Consider the following 15,819-nt stretch of genomic DNA (forward strand, 5'->3'; position numbering starts at 1 on the left):
GCGGTGGCAAATATTTGATAGAAATGATAAAAAGTAGACATTGGAGCAGTGAGGTAGTTATGGATATATTGTTAGCAGAAAATTCCCCCATTCGTCAGCAGCAGCTCGCGCAAAAGCTGGCGCAGTTTAAAGACCCCAACCTTGCCCACGTCCTATCGGCGTTTATTCGTAGTAGTGTCGATCTCTATCCCTGTGCCATCGAAGACTATACCCAGTTAGGTAACAGCCGGCTGGGTGGATTGCCGGATTTGCCTGTCGGCATGGATTACCCAGTGACCTTGGTTGGAAGGGAGGAGATGCTGGATGCTTACGCTGAGGAATTCGACCATACTCGCGAGTATATCGAGGAGCATTATGGGTGGTCGCAAGATTCGGATTGGGACGAGGCAGCGCAAGCCTACCGTGTGCCCATGCAATTTATCGCACAAATCAATTGTAGCGACCTGAAGGCATTTCAATCCTACTTGCCTCGAGAAGGGCGATTGTTGTTCTTTTTGGAGCGCTGGCGATTCTCAGAAATGCTTCGCGGCCATGTCTATTATGTCGCGGAGGATCAGCAGCTTAACTCTGGGAAAGCTATTACTGAACTTAAATTCGACGATGCTGTATGTGCAAACTATGAGTATGAAACCGCTTATCAACTTCAGGGAATTGCCAGTATTAAGATGATTGCTCCTGACATGATTAATAGTGACAACCCGCATTTATTAAGGTTAGCCAAGGCACGCTTGCAAGTACTACCTCAGGCGCAACAAGCTATGGTGCTGGAAGCCCTTGTGGATGATGAATTGGTACCAGAGTGGCAAGATCAGCTCAAGGGCTATGAGCTGATACAATTGAATGAGCACGGGTTAATCCCCGGTCAGATTCTCACTCAATCGCAATCGGCTTATACCGAGTGGCGGTCATCCAACTTACAGGCATTGCTCGTTCCCGAGCAGCCGCTACCGTATTACGATGGGATAGCCAGCATTAATGGCCATGGAGATAGCCGCTATAAAGCACCCGAACTCCACGCCGCGGCTGAGTTAGGCGGCAATGCTGAAGATTATCTGGTGCTGCTCAAAGTCGTCTATAGTGAGCACTCTATGCGGTTGAATTTTATTATCCACCGAGATGATCTCGCATCGGGTAAATTCGAGCGTATTTACTGCATTTATGACAACTAGCTGAGCTATAACCAGCCTTTTTGTTTGGCAATGCGGGCGGCATCGATTCGGTTGCTCGCATTGAGTTTGGCAATGGCTTCAGATAAATAGTTACGTACCGTGCCTTCGGCAATAAACAGCATCTCGGCTATCTCTGCGGTGGATTTGCCTTCACTGGCAAAACGTAGGGCGCGTCGCTCTTTATCGTTGAGGGGGTCGACATCGCCAATCGCCATCATGGCTAACTCAGGATCGATGACGCGTTTACCCGCCATCACTTGTTGGATGGCATGGACTAAGGTTTCCGACGGAGCATCTTTCAGTAAAAAACCACCCACGCCCGCTTCGATAGCGCGTTTGATATAACCAGCGCGTCCAAAGGTAGTAATCACCACCACTTTGGTTTGGCTATGTTGCTCCTTTAGCCAAGCTGCTAGCTCCAAACCTGTTCGTCCCGGCATTTCAATATCCGTCAGTAATAGGTCAAAATGCTGTTGTTTGAGAAGAGTTAACGCTTCGTCGCCATCACAGGTTTGAGTAATAGTAAAACCGCCAGCAAGGGTTAGCAGTGCCGCTAGTGCGCCGCGCACCATGGCTTGATCTTCTGCCAATAGAATCTTCATTAATCTGTTGCTCCCTGCAAAGGTAAACTAACGCTAAAGGTGTATCCCTGCTCAAGATCATAGCTTAAATGGCCTCCGAGGCTAGCGAGGCGTTCGCGGATCCCTGTGAGGCCATTGCCTTCGACAAATGGGCTTGCCGAGGCATTATCTTTAACCTCGACAAGAAGGGTATTTGCCTGCTCACTAAATTGAATGGAGCATTGGCTCGCGCTGCTGTGGCGTAGAATATTATTCACTAGCTCTGTCAAAATCAGTCCAAGTTGGCTTTCTGTTCTGGCAGGCAGTGTGGGTAACTCCCCAATTAGCTCAACGCAGATGCCTTTGTCCCTCAAGGAATGACATAATTGAGTGACGCAACTCGCCAGTCCTTTATGTTTATAGTCTGAGACAGTATGCCGAATTTGGCTCAAGCTCTCCCGAGCGATTTGCCCAAGTTCTTGCAGTTGAATTGTGGCTAATTGATATTCTTGCTTGGCGAGCAGTTTTTCCGCCAGCTCAGCCTTGAGTGCAATAGACGACAAACTGTGTCCCATTATATCGTGTAAGTCTCTGGCGATACGTTCCCGTTCAACCATTGTCGCTAATGTGCTGATCTCTTTGGCGCTTTGTCGCTCCTTCAATCTATGCTGGTAACGTCTTCGCTCTGCTTTACCGAGCATACCAACCCCTAATACTAAGGCTGAGCCGTACATTGGAAAATAGTAGCTATTGAATTGACTAACGTAGTTGAGCAAGAACAGTGTAACTAGTATCCCGAGCCAGCATAACAAGCTAACTCTAAAGGAATAAAAGAAACCAATAAAGAAACTGGCAAAGGTAAAGAGTGATATCGACCCGGGATTGATGGGCGTTATAACAATGGCCAGTAATAACATGGCGATAATAGGCCGGTAGGCGCTACGGAAATTACAGCGGTAGGTCCAAAAATAGCAGTAAATAAAGGGAACCAGCACGGCTAAGATTAAGATAATTTGCCAGCTAGGATAAGGCGTAATAAACAGCGGTATCAGATAAAACGCGAGGTTTATTAAGTACACCCATGCGAGCTTTCGTTCAAGTTGTAGGGGGTTATTTGTCATATCGCTTCGCCTAAGATCCATTTTTTGGCTGCTGAGGGTAGGATTGGCCTCAAACGTCAGCCAATCCTTTCGCCTTTTCTGGGATTATTTTGCACTTATTTGCTGATTTTGTTGAAGTAAAAACTTAGCCCAACCATAATTTTTTTCCACTTGCAGCGCCTGTTGCCAATCTTCGATAGCCCCTTGGGCGTCACCTAACTCCTGTTTTGCGAGTCCGCGCCAAGTGTAAGCCTCTGCCTCACCCCAGCAAATGTTCTCGCAAGGTTGATTAAACCGCTCAATCGCATTGCTGGCGAGTGTCTTGGCAACTTGCATGCTGCCACCAAACATGGCGGGGGTATTATAGGTGGCAATCGCTTTCACTAATGCGACCCGCGGATTAAGTGGTGCCAGCTGTTCGGCTTGGGCTATTACTTTGGCGGATTTGATCCCAAGCTCAGCGCCTTTGCTGTTATCCAAGGCGATTTGCATACCATAGACGGATGAGAGGAGTGCGAGGGATTCGGCATCGGCTTGACTATTGGTTAAGGTTTCTAAGCTCGTTTGTGCCGAAGCTAAAGCTTGAGTCGCCAAGGTTTTTTGCCCCATCACATTTGCGCTGATGGCTAAACGATAGTTGGCGTATGCTGCCTCGTAATCCTGAGTCACAGTGCTGAGTTGTTGTAATTTTTCAATATTCAAGGTGCTTGCGGCTTTGTCGACTTCTGCGATATTGAGGCTCGAGTTGGAAGCCGCGAATACAGGCGCGCAGGCGAGGGCAAGACTTGATAACAGTAATAGTGCTTTCATGGCATTTCCTTATTGAAGTGATAACCCATTGCTTGGGGACGGCTTCATTATCAGAAACACTTTGGTCTTAGTGCAGGCACAAAGGTCATCAATTAGGCGTGACAAATGTCATTTCTTAATGGCTACATAGCAAAACACCGGAGTGGCTCCGGTGTTTTAGTAAGCTAAGGTGAACGCGTAAATCGTTAGACTACCGCTTGGCTGCTGGCTTGGTTGACTAGGTAAACCATGTAGCCTAAGTAAGCGATAAGCAGAGTGGCACCTTCGCGGCGACCAATTCGTAGGCCAGACCAAGCAAAGGGTAAAATGATTACGGCTAACGCCAGCATGACAATAAAGTCTAAGGGTTGGAAACCAAGCCCAGATACAGGATAAACGACGGCGGTCACGCCAAGAATACCTAATATATTAAATATATTTGACCCAACGATATTACCAATAGCAATATCGCTTTCGCCTTTTAATGCCGCTAAAACCGAGGTCACTAGCTCTGGCATGCTGGTACCGATAGCGACAATAGTCAGGCCGATAATGACTTCACTGACACCAAACACTTTGGCTAAATCAACAGCGCCATTCACAAATAAAATGCCACCGCCGACTAACATTCCGATGCCGACAATAATAAACGCGATTGAAAGCAATGGATTTTTAGGACCTTCTTCAATAACTTCACCATCGGCATCTGTAGTATGTTTGGCGCTGAAATAGCTGAAAACCAAGTAGCCGACAAGGAGTGATAATAAAATGATGCCGTCAATCAGGCTGAGTTCGCCATCTAGCAATAATCCCCAAAACAGCATAGAAGCGAGGATCATCAGTGGAATATCCCGTCTTACCATCTGCGATTGAACTTGGATCGGGCGAATAAGCGCAGTAATTGCCAAAATTAAGCCAATGTTGGCGATATTAGAGCCAATCACGTTACCCAGTGCAATGCCGCTATTGCCTGCCAAGGCTGACTTTACGCTTACCGCAAGCTCTGGTGCGCTGGTACCGAAAGCCACAATCGTTAAGCCGATCACCAGCGGCGTAATCCCAAGACGAAGTGCAATGGAGCTTGCGCCACGGACTAAGGCCTCTGCGCCTAAGGTTAAAATAATAAAGCCGCCGATAATTGAAAGTGCAATAAGCATTTTGGACTCTGTTAAACCTGATTAAGTTAATTGATTTAAGGTGCGTCACCTTAAGCTGACAGGTGCACATGATACGTGTTTTTGAAGCGCTTTGACAGAATATGTCATAAAAAAGCACGCCGAAGAGCGTGCTTTAATGGTCATTGTGCGCTTTAACCTTATTTGGCGGCTAACTCATCTTCCCAGCGCACTTGAGCGCCACGAATGCCATCCACACGTTCGCTAAAGGCCTTTTCGAGCACATGGCGTTTAATCTTCAGCGTCGGGGTTAATACATCGTTTTCGATGGTCCAAGGTTCGCTCACGACCACAATTGCATCCACATGTTCATGGGATTCTAAATGTGGATTCACGCTATCGAGGGTCGCTTTTAAGGATGCGCGCACTTCTTCGCGGGCTTGTAGGGTCGCGCCCTCGGAAAGTTGCACTAGCGCGACTGGATGCGGCAGGCCAGAACCAATGACGCAAATCAGCTCAACATGGGGATCCTGGGCGAGCTTACGTTCAATCGGCACAGGTGCAACGTATTTACCCTTAGCGGTTTTAAAGTTGTCTTTCACACGGCCAGTTATCGTCACACAACCATCGGCATCGATGGCGCAGAGATCGCCGGTATGGAAGAAACCATCAGCATCGAAGGCTGCCGCGGTGGCTTCAGGTTGCAGATAATAGGCGGTCATTAGGCCTGGACTCTTAATGAGTAGCTCGCCATCTTCACCTTGGCGGATTTGGCAATCTTGTACTGGCTTACCCACAGTGCCGATTTTACGCGCATCGAAAGGGTAGTTGATGATGGAGTAAGCACAGTTTTCTGTCATGCCCCAAGCCTCACAAATATCCAGCCCAATACTGTGATACCAGTGGATGAGTGAGGGCGGAATAGGCGCTGAGCCAGAGCCGAGTAAACGGCAATGGTTGAGTCCTAAGCCCTTATGGATCTTGTGTTTTACTAAGCTGCTAATCAGTGGGATTTTTAGCAATAGATTGAGTTTGCCGACACCAACCTTGTCGATAATGTTCTTTTGGAACAGGCTCCACAGGCGTGGAACGGAGAAAAACACCGTTGGTTTAGCGCGCTGCACATCCGCAACGAAGGAGTCTAAGCTTTCGACGAAGGCGACTGTGCTGCCTGAATAAAAGGATGAGCCTTCAATCGCCACGCGCTCGGTAATATGGGCTAACGGTAAGTAGGATAATAATCTGTCGTCACCATTGGTACGCAGATCGCGCACTACGGCTTGGCAGGTCCAGCCATAGCTGGCAAATGTCTGAATCGCACCCTTAGGTTGACCCGTAGAGCCTGAGGTGTAAATCAGGGTCATGGTCTGATCATGCTCAGGTAATGGAGCTTCAATCAAGGGGTTGCCCATTTTGAGCAATTGTTCCCATTGATATTGAGCTGGCATGGTGTCGTAGGGCATGGCGAGACGCAGTAATTCGCCGCCGACACCGGCTTCTTGATCGGCCCAATGATCGAGCTTACCGAGGACAATCGCTTTAGCCCCACTATGCTGCAATACATAGCGAATGGTATCTGGATTCGCAGTCGGATAAATAGGAACGCTGATATAGCCGCCGTGCATCAGGGCGAGGTCGGTAATAAACCATTCGGCGCAGTTTTTAGAGAGCACGGCAATCTTATCGCCCGGCTCTAGGCCTAAATGGCGCAGTGCACCAGCGAGTTGTTGGACTTTTTCTTGTACTTCATTCCAAGTGAAATCAAGGTATTCTCCCTTGATTGGCTGGCGCAAATAAATCTCATCCCCACGCGTATTCGCCCAGTGCGCCAGCATTTCAATTGGCGTCTTAATCGCTTTATCCATAGGCAATTCCCTGTTCTTTATTGTTATTTTCACCCAACATAGGTGCCCAGTATGGCGAGTTTTGTGAGGCCGCGCAAATAGTTTGCAAGATTGTAAAATCACTAAATCTGCAAAACAGCCTAATGGGCGAGTATGAAATGAAAATGAACTTAATCACAGGTCAGAGCAGGAGCCGCAGGGCGCATTAGGCAATAAAAAAGGCGCCTAAGCGCCTTTCATATCGGTTGAAGCTTACAGCTCCATCACGCCGTCCATTTCGACTTGTGCATCCTTAGGCAGTTGCTTCACACCGATAGCGGCGCGAGCTGGGTAAGGCTGGCTGAAGTAACGGCTCATGATTTCATTCACTTTTGCGAAGTGGCTTAAGTCCGTTAGGAAGATATTGAGCTTAACGATATCGTTGATTGTGCCGCCAGCAGCGGTGCAAACGGCGGTTAAGTTTTCAAACACTTGCACTACCTGCGCCTCAAAATCATCGCTCACGATTTGCATTGTGCTTGGCACCAGTGGGATTTGGCCGGATAAATACACTGTATTGCCGACTTTAACCGCTTGAGAATAAGTGCCAATTGCCGCTGGGGCGTTTTCGGTCGCGATAATGATTTTTTCTGCCATGACGCTCTCTCTACATAAATGATCAACGATTACGGGATGTACGCAACACCTCGGGGAGTACCCGGATACGGCGCATCACGTTAGCTAAATGGATCCTGTCCTTCACCGAAATCCGCAGGTTAATCAAGTAAACGCGGCCATCGCGCTCTTCGGTGCTAAGGTTGTGAATGTTCGAGCCTTCGGCGGCGATAATCGAGGTGATCTTCGCCAGCGCGCCTTGGTGGTTAACAATTTCCACCCGCAGATTGGCTTGATATTCGACGCCTTCGACATTGTCCCACTGTACGGGAATGTATTTATCTGGCTCGCCTTGGTAACCGCGAATGTTAGCGCAGTTTTCCATATGGACGACTAAGCCTTTACCTTGGCTCACGTGGGCAATCACCGCATCACCAGGGATGGGGCGGCAGCAGTTGGCGAAGGTCACTAACATACCTTCGGCGCCGCGGATTGGCATCAGGTGAGAATCGCGGCTCTCCTGATTCTCTAAATTATCGCCAATCAAACGTTGGGCGATGACTATGCTCATGGCATTGCCAAGGCCGATGTCGGCGAGTAAGGAATTTAAATTGGCGTGCTTGGTATCGCGCACGACTTTATCAATCTGCTCAGCTGGAATGCTATCGAGCTTGGTTTTACCCAGTGCATGGTTAAGCAAACGGCGGCCAAGGGCAATAGCATCATCTGCTTTTAGGCTCTTAAGCACTTGGCGGATTTTGGCGCGGGCTTTACCCGTCACCACAAAGTTAAGCCAAGCGGCATTCGGACGCGCGCCTTTGGCGGTAATGATCTCAACGGTTTGACCGGAAATTAATGGCTGACTTAACGGATAAGCTTGGCGGTTAACGCGGGCGCCGACACAGGTATTGCCCACATCGGTGTGGACTTCATAGGCAAAGTCGACGGCAGTGGCGTTAACGGGTAATTCTAAAATTCGACCTTCGGGGGTAAATACGTAAATCTCTTCGGGAAAGAGTTCGGTTTTGACGTTTTCCACGAATTCGAAGGAGGTGCTGGCGCTCTGTTGCAGTTCCAGCAAGCTTTGCATCCACTTGCGAGCACGCACTTGCGTGGTGGTGCCTTGACCGTCAGCACCGCCTTTGTAAGCCCAATGGGCCGCAACCCCTTTGTCGGCCATTTGATCCATATCTTCGGTACGAATTTGGATCTCGACGGGCACGCCGTGTGGGCCGAATAACGAGGTATGTAGCGACTGATAACCGTTGGCTTTGGGAATAGCAATATAATCTTTAAAGCGGCCCGGACGCGGCTTGTACAAGCCGTGCATAGCACCGAGCACGCGGTAGCAAGTATCGATGGAGTCGACGATGACGCGAAAGGCGTAGATATCCATTACCTCTTGGAACTGCAGTTCCTTGCTCTGCATCTTGTTGTAGATGGAGTAGAGGTTTTTCTCGCGACCTTTGACTTTGCCTTTAATGCCCGCATCGTTTAGGCGAGTTAATACCGCAGCTTCAATGCCTTGGATGAGTTCTTTGCGGTTACCACGGGCAGCTTTAACCACTTCCTTCAACACCCGATAGCGCATCGGATAATAGGCTTGGAATCCTAAATCCTCTAACTCAGTCTTGATATTGTGAATACCGAGTCGATTGGCAATCGGTGCGTAAATTTCTAAGGTTTCGCGGGCAATGCGGCGGCGTTTATCGGGGCGCAGTGCTCCTAAGGTGCGCATGTTGTGGGTGCGATCGGCAAGCTTGATGAGAATAACGCGGATATCCTGCGTCATCGCCATCATCATTTTGCGAAAGTTTTCCGCTTGGGCTTCTTTTTTATCGCGAAATTTTAGCTTGTCGAGCTTAGACACCCCTTCAACTAACTCTGCCACTGATTCGCCAAATTGTTCGGCTAAATCCTCTTTGGTGACATAGGTATCTTCGATGGTGTCGTGCAGCAAGGCTGCCATCAGCGTCTCGTGATCGAGACGCATCTCGGCGAGGATGCGGGCAACCGCAACCGGATGGGTAATATAAGGTTCGCCGCTGGTGCGCATTTGCCCTTCATGGGCATCACGCGCAACTTGGTACGCCTGCTTGAGCAATTCTACCTGTTCAGGTTCTAAGTAACCGGAAGCAGACTCCTTTAGACCTTCAAACAGATACAAGTGGCAGCTCTCCTTTACCCAAACAGGTGTGACTCAATTAGACTTATAGTGAACGGCCTTCAGCGATGGCTGCAACAGCTGCGATTTCAGCTGCTTCACGCTCACGCACTGATTGACGCTCGTCAGCATCTAAAGTGTGAGCATTCACTAAACCTAGTTCGATTTCACGCAGGGCGATAACCGTTGGCTTGTCGTTCATCTCTTCAACCATAGGGTCTTTACCCTGCACGGCGATTTGGCGAGCACGACGCGCCGCAACCAGGATCATATCAAAACGGTTGCCGATTTGTTCTACGGCGTCTTCTACAGTTACGCGAGCCATGTGTTGAAACTCCAGTTTATCTAGGGAAAAAATGACGCAAAATTGTACACTATGACAGTTAGCCTGCCAACAGATCGTTAAGCATATCATTTTGCGCGTGGATCTGACTAGCACCCGTTAAGCGTTGGCTGCGAATGATCGCCCGCAGATCGGCCAGTGCTGTGTCAAAATCGTCATTGACGATAATAAAATCATATTCTTTATAGTGTGACATTTCAGAAACCGCCTGTGCCATACGGCTGGCGATCACTTCCAGGCTGTCTTGACCACGGCCGGTCAGACGACGCTCTAACTCATCCCTTGAGGGCGGCAGAATAAATACTCCAATGGCCTCAGGCATCACGGCTTTAACTTGTTGGGCGCCTTGCCAGTCGATATCGAGGAAAACATCGATACCTTGAGTCAAAGTGTGCTCAATGACGTGGCGTGACGTGCCATAGTAGTTACCGAACACTTCGGCCCACTCGAAAAAGGCATTTTGCTCGATCAGCGCTTTAAATTCTTCAACATTAACAAAATGGTAGTGCTGACCATTCACTTCGCCGGGGCGAGGCGCACGGGTAGTGTGCGACACTGAAACCTGCATGTCGGCGGGTTTGTCTTTCAGCAGCGCCGAAATCAGCGAGGATTTACCAGCACCACTCGGGGCTGAAACAATAAATAAATTTCCGCGTGCGGTCATGAGCAAAATATCCAGTTGGTTAACGCAAGAAGGGCCCAGAAAGCCGAGCATTATACAGATTTTGACCTTAAAAACGCTAGGGCTAGTTAGCCGGCAATTGTAGTCTATGACGGTTTTTATTGAAGGATGTTATCCTGATTGACAAATTTCACTCTTCACCGTTACTACGTGTACCAAGGTTTGAAATCACAGCGTTTAGACACAGAGCCGTTGACCTGAGATTTAAGCCTGATTTAGTTTTAGATGGATATTATCGGCATTTTTATCCGTCTAGCGCCTTATTGCACTGACAATTGCGGCTAAATTCGTTACGCTCGTGCCTATGCGACATTGAGAGTCGTGTGCGCTAGGATTATTTCACTATAAAGGAAGGGTCGTGCTGTTAAAATCTCTTTTCTGCCTTCATGGGCGTGATTCCCGTCCCCGCTTTGTGGCCATCAGTGTTGGTGTGTATTTGGGCATATCACTGGCTGTCGCCGCGTTTGGGCCGAACTTTTTAATGTATCTTTTAGCGCTAGTGGGCTTACCTTTGCTCGCCCTTACGGCGCTGCGCCGCTTAAATGATGCGGCTAAGCCTAAGGCCTTGGTTGCGGTGTTTATCCTGCCGCTACTGATTTTACTGGCGCTGTATATAGTGGCTGCGCCGCCCGTAGTCGCCATTCTAGGGCTGGTCTTGGGCGCTGGAGCGACCTTTTGGGGCACACGTTTAACCTCTCCCACGTTAGTGGAGTATCGTTTTGGCTATTATGGCCCAGCTTTAGATATCCCAACCTCGCAGGCCGTTCCCCGTCGCCGAGTCGAGCCCGTATTAACACCAAAGGCTGCAGCGGCACAGAGTGCCACTGTCTCCCATGCTGCGCCGGATATTCCGGTATCGACAGAGGCCGAAACCTATTCCCATACTGAGCCTACGAGTACTTCCCCCGTTGTGGACGCCGAGTTGGATGCCTTACGTCAAGATGAGCTGCGTTTCGATGCGTTAACGAAAATGACGCAAAATCCAGCTGACTTTGTCGTGCAAGATGCGTTACTCGAGGGCCACGCCGATTTTCGTCCTGCCAATCAGAGCCTAGTCGAACAAACTCGTATCGACATCGCCGATGTGGATTTAGCCCAAGTCGATTTACAGGGCGCGGAGTTTAAACGCGCACCGCTCGACCCTGCCGAGCACAGTGATGAGCCAGTATGGCGTTTCGATCCCGATGAAGATACCGCAGCCTTTAACGATACTGAGCATGCTGAAGAAGTGCGTCGTCGCCGCGCCGAGGCGAAAGAGTCGGGCTCGATGACAGAGCTGTTTAGAGGGGTTGCCGAGTTTTTCGCTCCTTATCGACGTTTTATTAAGTTGCCTTCTTTACCTAAGCTTGAGCGTCGTTATTGGTTGCCCGTCGGCGGTGGGGTGGGCGCTGTGTTGTTAGTCTTACTTGTATGGGGATTATGGCCCAATAGTGATGAGTCACAGGATGAGGAGGCTGCTCCTATCGTGCCTTCTGCGCCTATTGCCGCAAGCGATCGTGTAACCTTAGATATGCCCGATGGCTTTTCGGTGGCGTTAGAGCAAGATGTGTTAATTATTCGCTGGTTAGGCGAACGTGGTAAGCCGCAAAACCTGTGGTCTATTGCCACGGCTAAGGGCGATAAGAGTTGTAGTGCGCTGGTGTTTAATAATGGCACTGAGTATCGCACTATCAGCGTGGACTTGCTTGCCGATTCTGCAACGGAGGCGCGTTTCACGCCGCTGGATACCGCCAGTATCATCACAGATCTAGCTCGCCGTGGCAGCATTGGTTTGTGTGGTTACAAGTTCAGCCTCAAGGGCAGCCAAGCGGTTTTAGAGCCTAATCGCAATTTTGGTAATTATTTAGCCCGTTAAATCGATAAAATTCTAGTCAGGACTAGAGGGGTAGATTACACTTTTGCTCCTCTTTTTCTCCAATCTTGTTTTAAATGTGCTCGCAAAGCCGATTGCGGCGAGGTTCGGGAAAATATCTTTAATACGAACTGAACATTAATCCCACATGAATACAGATTTGACCTTAGTCATTATGGCGGCAGGGCTAGGTAGTCGTTTTGGCGGCGATAAGCAATTGGCCTCCCTCGGTCCTGCGGGCGAACCCATGTTGGTGTTATCGATACAGTCGGCGATCCGCAGTGGATTTAAGCGTGCCGTGCTGGTTATCCGCCCCGAATTGGAAGCGGAACTCCGCGAGCTGTTGATACGCTTTTTGCCGACGGACTTTGAGTATCACTTCTGTTATCAGTCGCTCACCGATTTGCCTGCCGAAGCGCAGCTTGCGGATGTGAGCCATCGTTTAAAGCCTTGGGGAACGGTTCATGCCCTGTGGTGCGCCCGCGATTGTGTTAATGGGCCAATGGCGGTGATCAATGCCGATGATTTTTACGGCGACAGCGCCTTTGCTTCTTTAGCGAAGGGATTAACCGCCAGACCTAACGACTGGATGATGGTGGCTTATCCGATTGGGCTGACCTTGTCCGAGCACGGCGGTGTTAATCGTGGCTTATGCCAAGTGGAGCAGGGGCAACTGCGCTCAGTCGCCGAATGGTTGAATATTCAAGCCCAAGATCATGGTTTTATCGGTGAAGGCCCTGAGGGATTGGCACCGCTTCCTTCGCAGTCGCTGGTCTCTATGACCTGTTGGGGCTTCTCGCCAAGCATATTTGATGTTATTAAACGTGAATTAATCGAATTTATCGAACAACAAGGCCAATTGCCTAAGTCTGAATGCTATTTGCCCGCCGTGGTTCAGGCAGGAATTGAGCAAGGTGTGCCCGTATTTGTCTATGTGGCCAGCGAACCTTGGCTCGGTGTGACCTATCCGCAGGATACTGTCTGGGTAAAGCAAAAATTAATGGAGTTATTGAGTGATAAAACTCATTAGGCAGTCTGTGTTGCCTCATTTTGGAATTGAAGCTGACGAGGCAAAAATCTCAGCGTTAGGGAATGGTCATATTAACGATACCTTGTTAGTGCGTTGGCCTTCGGGTGAATTAGTGCTGCAACGTATTAACACCCAAGTGTTTAAGACGCCGCAGGCATTGGTAAGTAATGCGGATAAGATAAGCCATCATTTATGCGCCAAGGCATTACAACAGCAATATGGTCTTCAAGTGGTGAGTCCGTGTCTTACTCAAGAGGGTGAGCTGGCGATCGACTTAGGTGAGCAGGGATTTTGGCGTGCCATCAGTTATTTGCCCCACAGTTTAAGTATTGAAGTAGTGAAGTCTGAAGCCGAAGCCGAAATGGCGGCTAAGGCCTTTGGTCATTTTGCCTGTGCTTTGAGTGATTTCGATGCCACTCAGCTTGAGGATGTGATCCCGCAGTTCCACCATTTGCCGGGACGGATGGAAATGCTGCGCCAAGCGGTGCAACAGGATAAAGCCAAGCGGTTGGATTTATGCCGTAACTGGGTCGATTACGCCCTGTCACAGCAGAGTTTATTAGATGAGCTAGCTGAGATTTCGCCACAGCTCCCGCTGCGTATTTGCCATAACGACACTAAAATCAACAATATGCTGTTTGATAAGCGCGACATGTCTAGCATGGCAATTATCGACCTCGATACGTGCATGAAAGGGCATTTGATGTATGACTTTGGCGATATGGTGCGTACCTTCTGTTCGCCTGAAGCCGAAGATTCGACCGCCCTTGATAATGTTAAAGTGCGCCAATCAATCTTTGCCGCCATTTGCCGTGGTTATTTAAGTGAACTGGGCGAAGTACTAACAGAAGTCGAAAAACGTAGCCTCTGGCTCGGGGCGCGAGTGATTTGCCTGATGATCGGCGTGCGTTTTTTAACGGATTATCTCAATGGCGACGTGTATTTCCATGTGCACCGTGAGGGGCACAACCTGGATAGAGCGGCGAATCAATTTACCTTGTATCAAAGCCTGTTAGATCAAGAAGCCGAGTTAAAGGCTTGCTTCTAGCCCTAATTAAACGCCCCATTTGGGGCGTTTTGTTTTTGGCTTATATACGACATAATTGCAATATCAAACCCTTTAGTCTCATATGGATTTGGCTTGGAATGGGCACCCTCGAAGCTCCCACTGCATTAACGTGTTCGCGCCGTAGCGCTAGAAATCTCTGGTTAAGATGCACCCTGCGTCGCTCGCAGCAGGAAGCCGTGGCTTCGTCGATGATGACGGCGACGAGCGATAACTTTTTTAATGCTTACGCAATTTTTCTCGGTGCCAGTCTTGCACAAATGGGCTTTGTTACAGGCTTGCCACAGCTTTTTGGGGCGATGTCGCAGCTGGTTTCGGTCTGGTTAGCGAGTCACTTTTCCCGCCGTAGTTTTATCGTCTACTGCGCAGCTTTGCAGGCGTTGGTGGTATTGGGAATGGGCGCGTTAGCGGCCTTTCGCCCCGAGCATGCGGTATGGATATTTATCGCGCTCGCCGTGGGATATCACGGGTTTATCAATCTTATCCAACCCCATTGGCGTGCTTGGATGGGGTCTATTGTGCCCGAGCGTCGCCGTGGCGCCTTCTTTGCGGCGCGCACCCGCTTAACCATGGGCGCATCCTTAAGCGTATTTTTTGTGGGCGGTGGCATTCTTACCCTTACTGATTCGCTGCAAATGGCCTGGTTAGGTTTTACCTTGCTGTTTTCGATAGCGGGCATGGGGCGTTTTGTTTCGGCTTGGTTGTTACTGCAAATGCACGACCCGGACCCGCGCGAAGCCAAGCAGCGGGGCGTATTTATCCAAACTATCCGCAATTTTCGCGGAGCATGGAAAGATAAAACTTTTCGCCAATACAGCCTATTTGTAGCCAGTATGCAGGCGATGGTGGCCATCTCAGCGCCGTTTTTCGCCGTGTATATGCTGGAAGATTTGAAGTTTAGTTACATTGAATTTGTGCTAGCCAGTGTGGCATCGATAGCGACTCAGTTTGTTACGCTGAAGTTTTGGGGGCGATTTAGCGATCAATTTGGTAATCGTTTGGTGATGATTATCACCAGCTGCATGATCCCAAGCTTGCCGTTATTATGGCTGTTTTCCGATAACTATCTGTATATTCTCCTCATTCAGGCATTTTCGGGCCTAGCGTGGAGCGGATTTACCCTGAGCACAGCCAATTACCTTTATGATATTCGTCCCTTTCGCAGTGATTTTGCGACCTACGCGGCGCTGCAAGCGTCACTCAGTGCTGGGTTGGTGTTTGTGGGGGCCATGGTCGGCGGCACGATAGCCTCCCATGCGGCGGACTTTTTAGTCTGGTCGGGTTGGAATAGCTGGCTCAGTAGCCCGATTTTTGTGGTGTTTTTGGTGTCGACCATACTGCGCGCATTCGTGACGCTGTGGTTTATTCCGCGCTCGGTCGAACCTAAAGTCAGGCCTAGGCCGCAGTTGCTGCAGCTTATCTTCCGTATCCGCGGTTTTAACGCGATTTCGGGCGTGAGTCTCGACTGGTTAACTGTGGTAAAACGCCGAAATAACCCTGATTAGCTTTAC

14 protein-coding genes are annotated in these 15,819 nt (G+C 49.3%); 5 read left to right on the forward strand and 9 right to left on the reverse strand.

The genetic code is table 11. From position 1 onward, the window contains the following. Window positions 1-59 precede the first annotated feature (59 nt). A complete protein-coding gene (locus tag ACK5NH_RS12130; RefSeq protein WP_416920412.1) occupies window positions 60-1,169 on the forward strand; it encodes a DUF1963 domain-containing protein in 1,110 nt (369 codons plus the stop codon). Between the two features lie 5 nt (window positions 1,170-1,174). On the opposite strand, the gene ACK5NH_RS12135 is transcribed toward ACK5NH_RS12130, so the two are convergent. The 9 genes from ACK5NH_RS12135 to gmk form a co-directional block, all read right to left on the reverse strand. Further along, on the reverse strand, window positions 1,175-1,771 hold the full coding sequence (locus ACK5NH_RS12135) for a response regulator transcription factor (RefSeq protein ID WP_416920414.1): 597 nt from the start codon (window positions 1,769-1,771) through the stop codon (window positions 1,175-1,177). Further along, the gene (locus tag ACK5NH_RS12140) at window positions 1,771-2,850 is read right to left on the reverse strand and encodes a sensor histidine kinase (protein ID WP_416920416.1); all 1,080 of its coding nucleotides are present in this window, start codon (window positions 2,848-2,850) and stop codon (window positions 1,771-1,773) included. Before ACK5NH_RS12140 ends, ACK5NH_RS12135 begins: the two co-directional genes overlap by 1 nt. 84 nt (window positions 2,851-2,934) lie before the next feature. Beyond that, a complete protein-coding gene (locus ACK5NH_RS12145; RefSeq protein WP_416920418.1) occupies window positions 2,935-3,639 on the reverse strand; it encodes a hypothetical protein in 705 nt (234 codons plus the stop codon). A gap of 185 nt (window positions 3,640-3,824) precedes the next feature. Further along, the gene (locus ACK5NH_RS12150) at window positions 3,825-4,775 is read right to left on the reverse strand and encodes a calcium/sodium antiporter (RefSeq protein ID WP_416920420.1); all 951 of its coding nucleotides are present in this window, start codon (window positions 4,773-4,775) and stop codon (window positions 3,825-3,827) included. Between the two features lie 158 nt (window positions 4,776-4,933). Continuing rightward, window positions 4,934-6,598: an AMP-binding protein gene (locus tag ACK5NH_RS12155; RefSeq protein ID WP_416920422.1), complete on the reverse strand. Its 1,665-nt coding sequence runs from the start codon at window positions 6,596-6,598 to the stop codon at window positions 4,934-4,936. A 231-nt stretch (window positions 6,599-6,829) separates the two neighbouring features. Further along, window positions 6,830-7,213: a RidA family protein gene (locus ACK5NH_RS12160; RefSeq protein ID WP_011624341.1), complete on the reverse strand. Its 384-nt coding sequence runs from the start codon at window positions 7,211-7,213 to the stop codon at window positions 6,830-6,832. Between the two features lie 22 nt (window positions 7,214-7,235). Then, a complete protein-coding gene (gene spoT / locus ACK5NH_RS12165; protein WP_023268989.1) occupies window positions 7,236-9,338 on the reverse strand; it encodes a bifunctional GTP diphosphokinase/guanosine-3',5'-bis pyrophosphate 3'-pyrophosphohydrolase in 2,103 nt (700 codons plus the stop codon). Window positions 9,339-9,381: 43 nt separating this feature from the next. Beyond that, window positions 9,382-9,660 (reverse strand): DNA-directed RNA polymerase subunit omega, encoded by a 279-nt coding sequence (rpoZ, locus tag ACK5NH_RS12170; protein ID WP_011624339.1) that lies wholly within the window; start codon window positions 9,658-9,660, stop codon window positions 9,382-9,384. A gap of 58 nt (window positions 9,661-9,718) precedes the next feature. Continuing rightward, window positions 9,719-10,342: a guanylate kinase gene (gene gmk, locus ACK5NH_RS12175; protein WP_416920425.1), complete on the reverse strand. Its 624-nt coding sequence runs from the start codon at window positions 10,340-10,342 to the stop codon at window positions 9,719-9,721. A gap of 376 nt (window positions 10,343-10,718) precedes the next feature. Between gmk and ACK5NH_RS12180 the strand changes: the two genes are divergently transcribed. The 4 genes from ACK5NH_RS12180 to ACK5NH_RS12195 all read left to right on the forward strand — a co-directional run bounded on the left by ACK5NH_RS12180 (window position 10,719) and on the right by ACK5NH_RS12195 (window position 15,813). Then, entirely contained in the window at window positions 10,719-12,215 is a 1,497-nt protein-coding gene (locus ACK5NH_RS12180; RefSeq protein ID WP_416920427.1) for a hypothetical protein, read from the forward strand. A 145-nt stretch (window positions 12,216-12,360) separates the two neighbouring features. Beyond that, on the forward strand, window positions 12,361-13,242 hold the full coding sequence (locus ACK5NH_RS12185) for a nucleotidyltransferase family protein (protein ID WP_416920429.1): 882 nt from the start codon (window positions 12,361-12,363) through the stop codon (window positions 13,240-13,242). Continuing rightward, window positions 13,226-14,290, forward strand: a complete 1,065-nt coding sequence (locus ACK5NH_RS12190) for an aminoglycoside phosphotransferase family protein (RefSeq protein WP_164717899.1) — start codon at window positions 13,226-13,228, stop codon at window positions 14,288-14,290. Before ACK5NH_RS12185 ends, ACK5NH_RS12190 begins: the two co-directional genes overlap by 17 nt. A gap of 98 nt (window positions 14,291-14,388) precedes the next feature. Then, complete coding sequence (locus tag ACK5NH_RS12195; protein ID WP_416920432.1) at window positions 14,389-15,813, forward strand: MFS transporter; 1,425 nt, start codon at window positions 14,389-14,391, stop codon at window positions 15,811-15,813. Window positions 15,814-15,819 lie beyond the last annotated feature (6 nt).

Origin of the sequence: Shewanella sp. (assembly GCF_047975355.1) — a bacterium.
Lineage (GTDB): Bacteria > Pseudomonadota > Gammaproteobacteria > Enterobacterales > Shewanellaceae > Shewanella.